Raw genomic sequence first — 13,661 nt, 5'->3', positions numbered from 1 at the left:
CTCCATTTCTGTCAGGCGCCCTTGATTGCTGCCAGGTACAGGGCTCCGAGCGTTCCCAGGACCGCAAGGGGAAGAGCCGCCATCCAGCGCTCCACACGGCCCACGCGGTTGGCCTGGCCCTCCTGGGCCCGGATCACTGCCTCCAGGTCCTGGCGTACGTCGTGGAAGTCGTGCCGGAGGCCCATTACCTGGTCGTAGATCTCGCGGGCGGAGATCGTCACCTCCAGGCGGTCCCCGTCGCGGTCTCGCTCGCTACTGGTCACTGCCTCCGTCCCCCTTCTCGGCCGGTGCCTTCGGCACCTCGTCCTTGGCCAGGGTGTTGCGCTGGTAGGAGCCAATGACGTGGGTGGTGATCCGGCCGCTTCCCTTGCTGACGCCCTGGCGCATGCGCCAGGTGGCATCGGTGAAGTGGCCGATCCCGTGCATGGGCCGTGTCACCGTGTGTGTGGTCCACGCGCCAGCACGGCCGCCGGCGGCCGTCCAGGTCTCCCACTCCTCGTAGCCGTCCCCCGTGGAGCACTCCAGGACGACACTCGCGGTCGCTCCTGCCGACGCGTAGGTCTCCGTGACGAGGTGGAGGACGGGGCACTGGACGCGGGTGGCGGCGTACCAACTGACCACGCCGTTCTTGGCCTTGGTCGCGGTGGTCCATCCGGGGGTCGGCTGCCACGGGATGGGCAGGGCCGGGCGGCCCAGGTAGCCGTCCGCCCACGGATCATCCATGACGATGGCATCACCGCTCCGGCTGAACAGCCGGATCATCTGGGCGTCATGTGCGGTGCGATCCACCCCAACCGCGAGAGCCTGTGTGCCGTCCTGCCGGCCAAGGATGGTGCCCCAGTCTTCCCGGGGTGTCTGGCCAACTGCGAAAACGCGCTTGCCGTCCGGGGTTTCGGCGCGGAGCTGGCCGCCTTCGCCGATCACCACGTCACCGCGCTGGATTTCGTCCAGGGCAGGCGCCTTGTTCGCGGCGCTGGTCAGGTCTTTAAGCTGCCGCTCCACCCGCTTGAGTCGATCCGTGATGTCCTGCGGCACGTTGGCCACTGTTGTTCGCCTCCAAATACAGTTCCAGGCTGGCGCCGGCTCCGCGTTCGGCTGGCGTTGCCTGCCAACCCACCACCCGGTACGAGGCGTCCAGACCCTCGTAGTGCCAGGTGTCCGAGATGCGCAGGCGCACGGTTGCCCCGATCAAGTCGGGGGTGATCTGGGAATCCAGCCGCACGCGCAGAGTGGGGATGGTGACCGGCTTCCGCGCGGCGTCCAGGTCCGCGCGGGCGTGTTCATTGAGCGTCGTGGCATCGCGCACGGTGTTGTAGTCGCTGCTGCCGTCCAGCCGGGGCCAGCCGGCCGCCAGCTCCTCCGCGGCCTCCAGCCGATCCGAGAGAAGCGGCGTGCTGGCAGTGGCCTGGTTTCGGTTGGTGGTGGCCCCGCGCGACTGCCACACGGTCGCCACCTGGGTGGCGTCCTGCGGCCACGAGTAGGCCAGGACGTTGCCCGGGTAGGTCAGCATCAGCGGGCGTTGACCGGTACGGATCACGGGGAATCCGAGCTGCAAGGACTTGGTGCGTGCGCCGGCCTCCGAGCGGGAGACCCTGATCCGCCACTCAAAGCCGTTGTCCACCTTGGCCAGGTCGTCTAGGGCTTCGCGGACCTTCGGTACTTCGTCGCCGCCCACCTTGCGAGTCCGGAGTACGCCGGAGGTCTGCGCCGGGTCCATGAGAATCCCCAGGTCTCCGCCGGGCTGCATCTGGGCGTACTCCACGAGCTGCCGCGCGATAGCCAGTTGATCAAGGTGGGTGGCGGTCTGCCGGTCGTAGATGATGCGGTGATCCAGGGCGCTGTCCCATGTGGCCGCCTGAAGGTCCGCGGTCACGAATCCGTGGTCGTCCACCTGGGGCGTCAGTGTCCACACGATGCCGCCCCACCACAGTTCGCGGCCCCGCTCCACCCACACCGCTGTACGTCCCGGCCGTACGGCCTGTTGCACGCGGGCGGACATGGAGCGGTCCGGGATCGGGATGGTTCCCGCAAGTGAGCCCGCCTTGCCGATGTAGTCGTCGAACTTCAGGCCCTTGACGGGCAAGGCGTCGAGGAGCCTGTCCGTTCCCAGGTCCGTGAACAGGAGCCGGAACGGGTCCGGAACATGTTCCGGCACCCTCCACCCCCTCTACTTGTCCAGCGGGTACGTGATCCCGGTGAAGGCCGCCCAGGTGGTCACGCCCTCCGGGACGATCAGCCGGACCTGTCCCGCCGTGGTGAAATCGATCTTCAGCGGGACGCCGCCGGCAGCCGCAGCAACGGGGCTGTAGCGCTTGGGCCGGAAGCCGTCCGGCAGGGGCTTTGCCAGGGCTGCGCCGTCATTGGGCGGGTCACCCTTCCTTGTCCAGCTGATGCCGCCACGCCACTGCATGTGAGGGACGCCGGCGATCGTGAAGCGGCGATAGCGCAGGGGGCCGGCGTTGTTGCCGTCGTTGTTGTAGCCCTCCGCCAGGGCGACGGGCACCCAGGCCACGGCCGCCTCCGGGGAGGGGTACGGCGTCCAGGCGGAACCGTCCCAGCGTTCCAGGCCGCCGGCGCTGTCGCGGTACTGGCCCACGTAGGCGCCGGACCAGCTATCGGACCAGCCGGGCGGGTTGATGCCACCAACAGAGGCTGTGGTCCGGCGCCGGTCGGTAACGGCGGTGGCCCAGTCCAGGCCGCCGGTCCACTGGGATGCGCCGGCCGGGATCGTCACCTCATACAGAAGTTCCGCGGTGCCGGCCACGACCGGCGCCACAGGGTGGGCGGAGGCCGTGCCCTGGATGACCTCCAGCCGGGCCACGTCGTACCCCGCAGCGTCGTACTGCGCGTCCAGGACGCGGATCACCACGGCGTCAACGCGGGGGTGCTGGTAGTCGCCATCTGCAAAGGCCAGAACCTCTGGGGCTGTGACGGCTACGGGGTAGGCCCCCTGTCCGGCCCGGCCCTGGACGATCGCCCGACCGGCACCGATGGCCGCTTGCATATCGCTGACCCGGGCCAGGGCGAAGGGGTCGCCTCCCGGGATCACGCCGCCGCGTGTGGTCATCTCGCCTGTGGGCGTCATGGTGCCAAGGGGGACCAGCCGCGTGTCTTCCCGGCTCTGGCCGGCTCCGCACTCGGAGCGGGTGACAAGCCAGCCACTACGTACCGTCAAGGTTTCTCCTTACCAAAAGGCAGAGCGCCAAAGGATCGAGACAGAAGCGCGGGGGTCGTCATGACCGCTCTCCGCGCTGAACCGGAACCGGGTCGGGCCCGGCTCCAAGGTGAATGTCCGCTCCGGCGCACTGCGGGCCGTAGCGGTGTCGAGACGGGAAGCACTCCCGTTGAGGACAGCCGTCCCGGTCGCGCAATCGACCGTGAGCGTGTCGTCCGGCCCCAGGGCCACGGCGTACTCCAGGGCCCGGCCGCTCTCCTCATCGATGAGCGCAGGGAGCTTGAGCGGGCCGTGGAAGATCACGACTGGGTGAGAAGGGGCTTCCCCGGTGTTCTCCGCCTCCAGCCACCCGTCCCCGGCCTTGGTGCTGTCCCAGTCCAGGGGCCAGGTCAGCGGCCAGGAAAGGCCAGGTTCCGCCGGCGGGAGCCTCGTTGTTGCCACGCGCTGGGTCACTTCGTAGCGCCGGGGGTCGGATGCCTCCCACACCAGGGAGCCGGTGGGCTCCCCGCGGGTGTAGGTCTGATCCGCAGTGAGGGCGCGCTTCGTGATGCGTGCCCACATCAGCCGGCGGGCGCCGGCGAGTTGAATCACAAGGGGCTGTTCCTCCTGGCGAATGCCGGTGACCCGGCGGAGTTGGTCCAGGAGGAGGGGGAAGTCCTGGCGGCGGGCCGGCAGGATGCGGAATTCCCACGTAAGGCTCCGGGTGCCGGCCAGGAGCGGGCCTGGCCATGCCCCGTGTTGGGTGGGCATGGCCACGGTCCCGTTTTCCAGGTCCGGCAGGTCGTCCCAGCCGGTGAGCTGCACCCCCACGTAGGAAGTGGTCTCTCCCAACAGGAGCCCGCCCCATTGCATTTGGCCATCCCGGGTTATCAGGTCGTCCACGTCACCCCCGTGCCTTCATGCGCCATTCCAGTTCGCGGGCAACTTGCTGGGGCGAGATGCCGCCCGCATGGAAGTTCTCGATCTGCACCGACGCGCCCCCGCCCGCCGGGCCCAGAACGCCCAGGCCGGAAGGGGCCGGAACATGTTCCGGCTTCATCGCTGCGGACCCTCCGACCCACATGGAAAAGTTGTCGGTAATCCCGCCCAACTGGCGCCGCAGCAGCGGTACTTGATCGGAGATCCCGGACATGAACCCCTGCATCACCAGACGGCCATTGGGCGTCAGGATGCGCCGGTCCACAGCCGGCGGGCCCTTCCACGAGGTCAGGCTGTGCGTCAGGTTCTGGAGCGTGTTCTTCACTCCAGAAATCCGGGAGGTAATACCGCTGATGAAACCGCCCAGGAGCTGCCGCCCAGCGTTAACCAGATAGCCCCCGAGATTGCCCAACGCCCTCACTGCCCTACCGGGAATGCTAGCGAAGAATGCCATGATTTGAGGGGCATGAGCCCGAAGCGCCGCCCCCATTTGCATTAGCGCCATTCCAGCAAACTGGGCCAGCTTGGGCGCCATTTTCAGGATGTAGCCGGGCGCCTGTATCGCCAACCGAGCGAAAAGCGGAAGAATCTTGGCGATTCCCAAGAGGACGATTTGACCGATCGCCTTGAAGATGTTTCCGAAGTGCGTAAGCATTCCAGAGAGCAACCGCTTCGCGGCGTCGATCGCCCCAGAAAAGTCCCCCTTGAGAAGGCTCGTGATCAACTGAATTGCTGGCACCACGATATTCTTGATCTGAGACGCCAGAAGTCCCGCGAGAATTCCAGCGAGTTTGCCGATGATGGCAATGATCGGGGTGACCACTGGCATGATCGCCTTTAGCGCGCCCATCAGTGCAGTTCCCAGAGCCGCGACCAGCGGCCCAAGGGCCTTCATCAATTGCCCCAAGGCGCCACCGATGGTTGCCAGCGCGGGCGCCAGTGCCGCAATGAGCTGCCCAGCGATTTTGAACACAATTCCCAGGAGCTGACTCGCAATCGCGAGAATGGGCCCAAGAATTGCCGGCAGTTGCGCGAGAATTGGCTTTAGTGCACCCATCAGGGTATTTACGAGTTGACCAATCAAGGCGCCCGTTCGAATAAGAACAGGTCCCAAAAATCCCGCCAATTGCCCGACCAGCTGGCCAATAATTGGCAGAATAGAACCGAGCGCAGATGAGAGGGACGAGACTACAGGCCCCAGCGCGGTACCCAATTGCGCGGCGAGTCGGGCAAGAATTGGCCCGACCGTGGCCGCCAAAGCCTGAATCGGTCCGGCAAGGTTTGTTACCAGAGAATTCAGTAGCGGCATGACAGCCCGGAGGGCGGCCCCGAGCGTTCCGGAGATTACGCCACCCAGCGCCGAAAGCGTCTGGAAAAGCGCCGTGAATGTCGCCTGCGCTTGCGGCGTCGCGGTTATTCGCGCGGTCGTTGCGGCTATCTGGGAGAGCACCCCCAGAAACCCCGCGCCGGCAGCGGCAGCCGGACCAAAGACGTTGGCCAGTGTCGTACCGATATTCGCCAGGGTGCCGAACAGGGTTCGCACCATGGCTAGGGCGTGTTCGATGGTCGCTTGCATGGCGCCGGAGTTGAACGCCCCGGTCATTTTCTGGGACAGCGATTGCAGGGCAGTGCCGGCAGAGGCCGTCAGCCGCTGAAATGCGGGGGCGGCTGCGGCTCCAATCTGAGTCAGTCCCTTGATGAGGACCGCCGGAAGCCCGGAGAGATTCCGCAGGCCCGCCGTGGCCCCGCTCAGTGCCTGCCCCAACGTCCCGTTACTGGCCAGCGTCTTGACCGCGTTCATGGCGCCGGTGGCCATCTGGTTGAGGGCTCCGGCCGCTCCAGTGAGGCCGGTCCGCAGGACGGGCAGCACGGAGGAAGCGGTCCGGGCCAGCGAGTCGCCCAGGCCCTTGAAGAGGGCGCCCTGTACGGAGGTCTGGAGACCCTGCCAAGCCGGCTTCAGGGCCTGCACCTCTGTGACGAACGCACGGGCGGAGGGCGCCAACTTGGCCATGGCGTCCGCGTCGCCGGCGAGCGCTTCGGCCACGCCGCTCATGCCGATCTTGATTGCCGCGCCGGCGGTGCCCACAGCCAGGAGGGCCGGGGCCGCGATGGCGGCAGCCGGCGCCATCTGCGCCAGGGAGGACGCCAGGCTGACCACGGCCGGGACCGCGGAGGCCAAGGAGGTGAGCCGGCCCAGGCTGCCCATCAGCGATCCCAGACCAGCCCCTGAACCGCCCAGGTTCGATAGGGAAGCACCCAGCCTGTTGAGCCCTGATCGGTCAGCCTGGACATCTACCGTGACCACCGGGCGCGGGCGAATGCCGGCCAGCTCTGCGCGAAGTCTCGTGACTTCGCCTGGTGCAATCGCCAGGCGAACCAAGACTTTTGCCTTGACCATGGCCAGCCCGCGCCGAAGGTCCGCAGCGAAGCGGTTCAAATCCGGGGTGACCGGAATCCGCACGGCCTTGATGCTGCGCTTCGTGCGGTCCAGGTCCGCCCGCAGCTCCGGCGCGAACCGCGAAACGTCCGGCAGAACCTTGACCTTGACCTGAGCCCTTGCCTCGATCCGGTCCAGGAAAGTTTGTGTACGGGCTGCGAAACCGTCGGTGGCCGGCAGTACGCGAATGGCGAGCCGGCCGACTTCCCGCCCTCCGGGTCCGGCCATGAGTGGTCACCCCCGTATGTACTTGTCTGGCAATGGCTGGGCCAGCGGATGGCGCGAGAGATTCAGCGCCGGACGCTCGGTTTTGGGCTGCGGCGTCTGAACAGGCTTGGGATCGCTTTTCAGCTTTCCGCCGTTCACCCGCACGTTGTTGGCATCCGCGAAGCGCACGGAATTAAGCAAGTGCGCCAGGAGATAGGTCTGAAGGGTCCAGCCCCGGTGCTCAGGGCCACCCGCCAGTGCGGCCGCAAGCGCGGCGTCTTCGGGTAGGTGCTCGGACAGATTCCACACACGCCGCGGGGCGAGAGTGCCGCGCCAGATATCGGCCAAGTCCAGGCCGTAATAGCGCTGTAGGTCAGCTCTCAGGGGCCCGCCGTGGCCGTCGTGAATTAGCTGTCCGAGTCCGGCGCTTCCGGGGCCTGGGTCGCCTCCTGCCACAGGTTCACAACGCGGACGTACATCCCCAGCGGCCAGCCCTTCATTTCGTCAGCCATGGCCTTGGGGTCGTCCGCGATCACCAGGAACAGGTCCCGGAGCTGTGGCTCCAGCTCCTCCAGGTTGTTGGCGTTCTTCTCGAATGCCTCCAGGAGAACGCGGGCCGTCTTCAGGCCCTCTCGGGAAAGCATCAGAAGATTGCGGAGCTGGACCGTGTTCCCGGCCCGGGTCTGGATCGGAAGCGCGGCGTATTCGCTCTGGGCCTCCGCCATGAGGTCAGCGCAAGACAGAATGGCACTCATTGGGAACTCCCCCTATTCGATGAAGGCTTGAGGACAGGCCGGCTCAGTCCGTGATGAAGGGCGCCGGCCGGGAATCGGCGGAGGCCGGGCTCTTGGTTCCCGGCTTCGGGAGGATCTGGGCCCACTCGCCAATTGCGTTGTCGATGAGGGAAGAACTCAGGAACGTGCCGGTGATCGGGAAGACCACGAACTCATCCGTGGCCATTTCGATGGAGTCGGAGCCCAGAAGGCTCACCCGCGGGTGCCACAGGGGGACGAACTTCTTTCCATCCACGAGGATGACCAACAGGGACTGAATCTGTGGAATCGGTGTGGCCGGGATACGGATAGATCCATCCGGCTGGATGGCGTCCTCCCCCGCACCGAAATAGAACCGGTACGTATCCGCGGTTGCCTGGAGGGCCTGGAACGTCACGGTGTACGTGATGTCCGGGGTAGTCATCCGCAGCTTGGCATTCTGCCAAGATCCCAGAGCTTCCGGGTCGTCACCGTCACGGCCGAATTCCGGGAGATCTTCCCGGCTGGTGTGGCCAATGTTCGTCCACTCCGGGCCCGGCTTCAGCGGGTCGAGAATGCGAGTGGGCTTAGGCGTATCGGGGTCGGCGAAAAAGATGTAGCCGGAGCCAGCCACAATGGCGGCGTCGTCAATCATGGCCACAGGGAGCCTCCATCAGGGCATAGCAAGGCAGCCGCAAGGCGGCGCAAAGCAAGGGAATTGGGAGGTTAGAGAGGCCGCGCGGTCACGCGGTAAGTCGCCTGGAAGCGGAAGAAGTCCGGACCCGGCGTAGGGTTACCCGTGCGGATTTCGAAGGGACCTGCCACGTCTTCACCGTGGCTCAGGTAGCCGTCCACGCCTGCGAATTGGGCACGGCAGGCGGTCAGGAGGACGGCCCGCGCTGTGCGGGCCAGGGCGGAGGCTTCACGCCGGCCGGAGGCCGCGCACTGCACGTCGATCACGGCGGCGTCCAGGCCGAGCGGATCGACGGCCGCGCCGGCAACCCGGCGGGCCACTACCAGGGGTAGCGCCCCCGCCCAGTCGGCTGGCCACAGCACTTGGACCGTGGCGTCCGTGAGGCCGGCGCGCAGGGCATCGACCACCAGGGCGTCAACGTCTGGCAGGACGGGAACGCCGGTCATGTCAGGCCCGCCTCAATGGCGTGGATGCCCTCCACGTAGGTGCCACCGCCGGGGGTCCAATGCCCGTAATTGATCGAGACCACGGCCGGGTCAGCAATGCTCACGGTGGAGTCCACTGTGGAGGTTTCCACCTCCAGCGAGCCGGCCAGTTCGCCGGTATCCCGGTGAGCGTTGACCACAGCGCGGACACGTGCGGCCCTCTTGCTGAGTTCGCGGCTTACCTCTGTCTTGACCTGGGGCAGGTGAGCCACGATGCGATCAAGATTCGGGTCCACGCTCGCCATGGGCTGTCCCCCTCTTTCGGATCGTCGCTACGTCAAAGGCGGTCCGGCGCGTTCCGCCGAATCGCTGTACGTCCCCCAACACGGCCCAGGTCTGGCCCCGCCACTCCACCCGCGACCACGGGCCGGCGGGCAGCGTGCGGGCGTAGACGTGGTAGGTCGTGCCGGTCAGGTAGCCGTTCCCTGTGGCCTCGTCACTGGCTGCGGGCATCACACGGGCGCGAAGGAGGATGGGCTCCCCGGGGCTGGGTTGGATGCCTCCGTAGCCGTCAGCAGCGCTTACGGCTGGGTAGACCGTGATCACCTCCGGCCCCCGGTCCAGGAGGCTCACAGGACACCCCCATGCCGCTCTATTGGCACCGAGTACAGCCCGCCCATGCCGGCCTGCGACCGAATGAGCTGGATCTCCACGGGCGTCAGTTCCACTCCCGTGGGGGCCGTGGCCGGCAACTGGTACTGATAGCCGCCCTGGCTCTCCGCCCGGTACCCCTCAGGGTTCCGGACACGCCGCTCAGCGACTGCCAGCACCACCGCGATGACCACCGCCGGCGCCATGGCTCGGGTCGGCCACGGCAGGCCGTAGGCCCGCACTGTGGCGGAGACATCCGCAAGGGCGGCCTCCGCCATAACGCGCTCTTCACCCTCCAGCGGGTAGCCCAGGCGGGCGGTCAGTTCCTCCACGCTCGCCAGCGGCTCCGTCATTCGGGCCGCCTTACTTCGAGGTGGACCGGCGCGGGGTCGGAGCCGGGGCCGGCGCGGTGGCGTTGAGATCCAGCTTCACCGCACGAACAAGGCCCTTCTCCCGGGTGCCGTCCGGACGCTCATCCCCGACGGGATCGCGCATCACGTTGAACCCGCCGAAGATGTTCACCACCGACCGGTCACGCAGGCGCGCAGAGTCGTAGTCCCTGATCCAGCGCATGGCCAGACCCTGGTACGCCTGAGACGCGCCGAAGGCGGCACCGTCCGGGATCGCCGGCGCCCTCGTGGCGACAGCGAAGGCCGACGGCACGAAGGCGTAAGCGGCCTCCGGGTCGATGGCCTCACTGGTCACGACCGTGAAGCCGGCGATCCGGCCCACGGTAGCCTCCTGGAGCGCGGAGACGGCCGCGCCCTCACCGGTGGAGTCCATCCGGTTGAACCGCTCGGAGAGAAGGATCTTCTCCTCCACGTCGGAACCCACCAGGAGGTACCGGCCGCCCTTCGGAACGAAGGAGCGGTTCAGGGCCTTGCGCGCTGCGACCACCGACACGTACGGATCACGGCCGTCCAGGGGCAGGGTCGTGCGGTAGGGCGCGTTCTCGATCAGCGCGGCCACGTTGTCGTCAACGGCCTCCGCAATCGCACGGGTCTGCGGCGCAAGGATCTTCTCCCCGAAGTCCGCAATATCCAGCGTCAGTTCCTCGTCCGTCACTGGAACCGCGCTGTAAATGTCCTTGTGGAGGCTGACGTCTATCCGGTCCTCGTGCAGCTCATCCATCACGATGGCCTCAGACCGATCATTGCGCCAGCCGTACTCACGAGCCTTGAGCCGGGCCGGAATGCGGATGGTCACGGTGTCGTTCTTGGCACCGACAAAGTTGAAGTCACCGTCCGTCCACACCAGGTTGGTCAGGACAAGATCCCGCTCCAGCAGACCCAGGGCCGCGGATGCGATGACTTCAGGCTTAAGAAAACGATTCGCCATTGCGGCGTCCCCCTAGGGCATAGAAAAAGCCCCGTTCAAGGGGCTGTGCAGGTATGAGCGTGGCGTGCGGGTCGCTCAGCGCCGGCGGCGCGGGATCAGTCCCGCCAGAGCGGCCGGGTCCTTCGGTGTGGTCTTCTCGCTGGGGTCCAGCCCGCCACGGCCCAGGCCGACCGCCCGCGTGTGGAATGCCTCTGCCAGCGCCTTGGCGTCCGCCTCCCGGGCCTCTTCGGTCTCCCCGGTGACGCGGGCCGCCAGCACGTCCGGGAGCCGGTACGTACGGGCCAGGCGCTCCCGGTGGAGATCGGTCTCCAGCTCCGCCACCCGGGCTGTGGCCGCCGCGAAGTCCTCCGGGCTCTTGGCCTTCGCCAGCGACTCCCGCAGCTCCTTGGCAGCCACGCGATACTTGGCGGCCTCCTTGCGGACGCCGGCCAGTTCAGTGCGTGCCCAGTCAGGAAGCCCGGTCTCGTCCCGCTCGGAGTCGCCCGCCGGGCTTTCCACGGCCGGCTCCGGGGGCTGGCCGGCGCCTTCCGCCGTGGGGTCCGGAACATGTTCCGGCGTCTCGTCGGTCTCGGCAGAGGGCGCGTTCTGCTCATCCAAGGAAAGCCTCCTGGGGCCAGGCAGCCCGTCGCCTGGACAGGCTGAAACGAAGTGGTCAGGTAGTGCGGCGACGCTCGCGCCGCTGGCTGTCGATGTGCCGGCGCCATGCGGCGCGGGCTTCAGCGCCTGCAAGCCCCTGCGTCACCCGGCGCCAGTCCTGCGCGTACTGCGCGGAGGCGTCCGGAAGGAAGGCGGTCCGCGAGTAGACCGGGACCGTTTGGCAATGACATTGATCGTGGTACTTCTGGAGGCCTTCCGGATCTTCAACAGGTGCCATTCCGCGTCCCGTTCGGCCCCGGATGCCGGCGATCTCGCGTGAGCGGTAGACCGCTCCGCGACTGGCCAACATCGCGCACCAGGAGCACGGGTCACCATCCGTGACGCGTGCCCAGCCGATCACCCGCGGGTCCGCGCGGGAAGCATCGCGGAACAAGTCCCGCCCGCCCCGCAGCGCTTCGCGGTCCGCGGCTCCCGCCGAACTGGTGCCGGCGTCACCCATGACGCTCTCCAGCTCCTCCAGGAAAGCGTCATCCAGCCGGCCGCGCTGATCACCACCAGACACCCGCCCAATGCCCTGATGGGCACGGACCGGGCCCGTGACGACCAGCGACGTTTGGGCCGCCGCGTCCTGGCCGGTGATGTCCTCTTCCGGCCACTCGATCTCTTCGACCTGGACGGCATCCCCATCGTCCGGCAGCTCCACATGTGGGGCATCGGTGTACTGCGCCCAGTCCTCCCGCAGCTCCCCGAGCGTCACACTGTCGCCGGCACTCTCGCCGGCCAGCGGGGGCAGGGTGTAGCCGGTCTCAAGGGCCCGGTGCAGTCGGTAGACCGATGCGGCGGCCTCCCTCGATCGTGTCCGCTCCCGGCGGATCACGGTCAGGATGGCGGCCAGCCACGCGGTAGCCGATGCGGTCAGCGACGTGGGCGAGACTCGCTGCCACGCCGCCAGGGCCTGGGCAGAGACTCCTGCGCCGATGCGGGCCTGTACGCGCTGGTGATCAACGTAGAGCCGCGATAGCTCACGCTGCTGCGGCATTGTCGGTCGGCTCCTCCCCATCGGGCAGGGCCGATGCTGGGGCCGGGACACTGGCGCGGGTCAGCGAGTCAGCCAGCCGGAGGGCTGGGTCATCGTCTTCTTGCATCTGCGCCCATTGCTCCACGTCCGTGGCTGTCGCCCCAGGGATGCGGGACCACAGCGCGCGGGCCGGTACGTTCAGCATCTGCACGGCCTTGCCCAGCGCATCCACGGTCTGGGACAGCGAGCGGGATTCGGCGTCCTTCCACAGGACTTGTGCCTTGTCGTCCTCGTCCACGCCGGCGATCCGCCCACACAGGCGGAGGACCAGCTCCCAGGATTCGCCGAACACGTGCTTGTACTCGTCCACGGCCCGGGTCAGTGCGGCCTCTGCGGCAGCCAGGGCCTCCGCGGACAGGTTGATCAGGGAGCCAAGGAGGTAGTGGGGTGGGGTCTGGCTCACGGCGGCCAGCGCGCGGACGGCGGCCTCAATCGCATCGAGGAACCCTGAGAGCGGGGTTTCATCGAGTTGTTGAAACTTCGTGTCCGGGTCGGGAGCCACCAGGAAGCGCGATGCGTCCGCCTGGATGGGCACCACTCGCGGCTTGCCCGTGCGGGGGTCGTAGACGATCTCCCCGGTTTCCGGGTCGCGCTCGAACTCGGGCGCCATGCCGCTGATGGTTCGCACCTTGAACGAGCCGAACGACTGGGCAACGAGAAGATCAAAAGTGGTCTGGTTGACCCGATCCTGGATCGGGATCATGGGCTCCACCACGCCCGTGACCACGCCCTCCAGGTCAATGTCCGGAGCGAAGCGGATCACGGGGCACACGCCCAGGTTGTGGGCGCGGAAGCCAGCCACTTGGGGGCCGTCCTTGCCCCCGATCACCAGCTCTGTGACGCCCTCCGCGTCGTACAGCCATGCCCGCTGTTCCTCACCTTCCTGCGGGGGGTCCTCCAACTGGAGTGCCCACAGGGGGGTTTCATCAGCGGCAGGGTCCTCGTACGCCGCGTACATCAGCCGGGGTGACACCCCGCGGATGATCGCCCGCGAAGGGTCCGCCGGATCGGGCAGGACCGTGACGAAGGCTTGTCCGTAGGCCAGCGCCGCCCGGTGTACGGCCATCTGCCGGCCATCCATGCGGTTGGCCTGCCATGCCTCCCACTCCACCGACGTGGCCGCCGGGTCGCCGGCCTGGCCGGCACGGCGGTAGCCCTCAACAGCCAGGGCCTGGGCCGGCGTCTTCACCAACAACGGCAGCCAGTTGGACACCGCGCGGCGGGCCAGGAGCTTGTACTCCTCCGACGCATTGCGCGGCATGTACGGGCCGTCATGGTCACCCTTGAGGTACCGGTGAATGCGGTCCAGCCGCTCCCGGTCAAACCCCAGCTTCGTGAGGCCCTTCTCTGCCGCCTCCAAGGGGGTGACGTTCGATACAGCCACAGCCA

16 protein-coding genes are annotated in these 13,661 nt (G+C 67.4%); all 16 read right to left on the bottom strand.

Features of this window, described 5'->3' with window-relative positions:
* Positions 1-11: 11 nt before the first annotated feature.
* Positions 12-263 carry a hypothetical protein gene (locus IF67_RS0100825; protein WP_030981232.1) on the bottom strand — a complete coding sequence of 84 codons (252 nt, stop codon included), beginning with the start codon at positions 261-263 and terminating at the stop codon, positions 12-14.
* A complete protein-coding gene (locus IF67_RS0100820; RefSeq protein WP_030981231.1) occupies positions 253-1,002 on the bottom strand; it encodes a hypothetical protein in 750 nt (249 codons plus the stop codon). Before IF67_RS0100820 ends, IF67_RS0100825 begins: the two co-directional genes overlap by 11 nt.
* Positions 986-2,083, bottom strand: coding sequence for a hypothetical protein (locus IF67_RS0100815; RefSeq protein WP_324608859.1), 1,098 nt, complete (start codon positions 2,081-2,083; stop codon positions 986-988). The genes IF67_RS0100820 and IF67_RS0100815 overlap by 17 nt, the downstream gene beginning before the upstream one ends.
* Before the next feature lie 84 nt (positions 2,084-2,167).
* Positions 2,168-3,175, bottom strand: coding sequence for a hypothetical protein (locus IF67_RS40145; protein WP_158713021.1), 1,008 nt, complete (start codon positions 3,173-3,175; stop codon positions 2,168-2,170).
* 9 nt (positions 3,176-3,184) lie between these two features.
* On the bottom strand, positions 3,185-4,006 hold the full coding sequence (locus IF67_RS0100805; protein ID WP_234340943.1) for a phage distal tail protein: 822 nt from the start codon (positions 4,004-4,006) through the stop codon (positions 3,185-3,187).
* A 52-nt stretch (positions 4,007-4,058) separates the two neighbouring features.
* Entirely contained in the window at positions 4,059-6,758 is a 2,700-nt protein-coding gene (locus tag IF67_RS0100800) for a phage tail protein (RefSeq protein ID WP_030981227.1), read from the bottom strand.
* A gap of 6 nt (positions 6,759-6,764) precedes the next feature.
* Positions 6,765-7,085, bottom strand: a complete 321-nt coding sequence (locus tag IF67_RS43545) for a hypothetical protein (protein ID WP_158713020.1) — start codon at positions 7,083-7,085, stop codon at positions 6,765-6,767.
* A 59-nt stretch (positions 7,086-7,144) separates the two neighbouring features.
* Positions 7,145-7,492: a phage tail assembly protein gene (locus IF67_RS0100790; protein WP_030981225.1), complete on the bottom strand. Its 348-nt coding sequence runs from the start codon at positions 7,490-7,492 to the stop codon at positions 7,145-7,147.
* A 43-nt stretch (positions 7,493-7,535) separates the two neighbouring features.
* The gene (locus IF67_RS0100785; RefSeq protein ID WP_234340967.1) at positions 7,536-8,144 is read right to left on the bottom strand and encodes a hypothetical protein; all 609 of its coding nucleotides are present in this window, start codon (positions 8,142-8,144) and stop codon (positions 7,536-7,538) included.
* 71 nt (positions 8,145-8,215) lie between these two features.
* Positions 8,216-8,629, bottom strand: coding sequence for a hypothetical protein (locus tag IF67_RS0100780; RefSeq protein ID WP_030981223.1), 414 nt, complete (start codon positions 8,627-8,629; stop codon positions 8,216-8,218).
* Positions 8,626-8,913, bottom strand: a complete 288-nt coding sequence (locus IF67_RS0100775; RefSeq protein ID WP_030981222.1) for a DUF5403 family protein — start codon at positions 8,911-8,913, stop codon at positions 8,626-8,628. The genes IF67_RS0100780 and IF67_RS0100775 overlap by 4 nt, the downstream gene beginning before the upstream one ends.
* A gap of 324 nt (positions 8,914-9,237) precedes the next feature.
* Positions 9,238-9,612: a hypothetical protein gene (locus IF67_RS0100770; RefSeq protein ID WP_030981221.1), complete on the bottom strand. Its 375-nt coding sequence runs from the start codon at positions 9,610-9,612 to the stop codon at positions 9,238-9,240.
* A 10-nt stretch (positions 9,613-9,622) separates the two neighbouring features.
* Positions 9,623-10,597: a P22 phage major capsid protein family protein gene (locus IF67_RS0100765; RefSeq protein ID WP_030981220.1), complete on the bottom strand. Its 975-nt coding sequence runs from the start codon at positions 10,595-10,597 to the stop codon at positions 9,623-9,625.
* A 75-nt stretch (positions 10,598-10,672) separates the two neighbouring features.
* On the bottom strand, positions 10,673-11,194 hold the full coding sequence (locus IF67_RS40140) for a hypothetical protein (RefSeq protein WP_051817448.1): 522 nt from the start codon (positions 11,192-11,194) through the stop codon (positions 10,673-10,675).
* Between the two features lie 55 nt (positions 11,195-11,249).
* Positions 11,250-12,233, bottom strand: coding sequence for a hypothetical protein (locus IF67_RS0100755; protein ID WP_030981218.1), 984 nt, complete (start codon positions 12,231-12,233; stop codon positions 11,250-11,252).
* On the bottom strand, positions 12,217-13,656 hold the full coding sequence (locus IF67_RS0100750) for a phage portal protein (RefSeq protein WP_234340941.1): 1,440 nt from the start codon (positions 13,654-13,656) through the stop codon (positions 12,217-12,219). Before IF67_RS0100750 ends, IF67_RS0100755 begins: the two co-directional genes overlap by 17 nt.
* Between the last annotated feature and the right edge of the window lie 5 nt (positions 13,657-13,661).

Source organism: Streptomyces sp. NRRL S-1813 (genome assembly GCF_000719605.1).
GTDB classification, from domain to species: Bacteria; Actinomycetota; Actinomycetes; order Streptomycetales; family Streptomycetaceae; genus Streptomyces; species Streptomyces decoyicus.
Note: the sequence above shows the minus strand (reverse complement) of the source record. Positions and strands in the feature narration are given on the sequence as shown.

What these genes read in the sequence shown, in the direction of transcription:
- IF67_RS0100800 (WP_030981227.1), bottom strand. Translation starts at nt 6,758, where the DNA reads ATGGCCGGACCCGGAGGGCGGGAAGTCGGCCGGCTCGCCATTCGCGTA.
- IF67_RS0100790 (WP_030981225.1), bottom strand. Translation starts at nt 7,492, where the DNA reads ATGAGTGCCATTCTGTCTTGCGCTGACCTCATGGCGGAGGCCCAGAGC.
- IF67_RS0100785 (WP_234340967.1), bottom strand. Translation starts at nt 8,144, where the DNA reads ATGATTGACGACGCCGCCATTGTGGCTGGCTCCGGCTACATCTTTTTC.
- IF67_RS0100780 (WP_030981223.1), bottom strand. Translation starts at nt 8,629, where the DNA reads ATGACCGGCGTTCCCGTCCTGCCAGACGTTGACGCCCTGGTGGTCGAT.
- IF67_RS0100775 (WP_030981222.1), bottom strand. Translation starts at nt 8,913, where the DNA reads ATGGCGAGCGTGGACCCGAATCTTGATCGCATCGTGGCTCACCTGCCC.
- IF67_RS0100770 (WP_030981221.1), bottom strand. Translation starts at nt 9,612, where the DNA reads ATGACGGAGCCGCTGGCGAGCGTGGAGGAACTGACCGCCCGCCTGGGC.
- IF67_RS0100765 (WP_030981220.1), bottom strand. Translation starts at nt 10,597, where the DNA reads ATGGCGAATCGTTTTCTTAAGCCTGAAGTCATCGCATCCGCGGCCCTG.
- IF67_RS0100755 (WP_030981218.1), bottom strand. Translation starts at nt 12,233, where the DNA reads ATGCCGCAGCAGCGTGAGCTATCGCGGCTCTACGTTGATCACCAGCGC.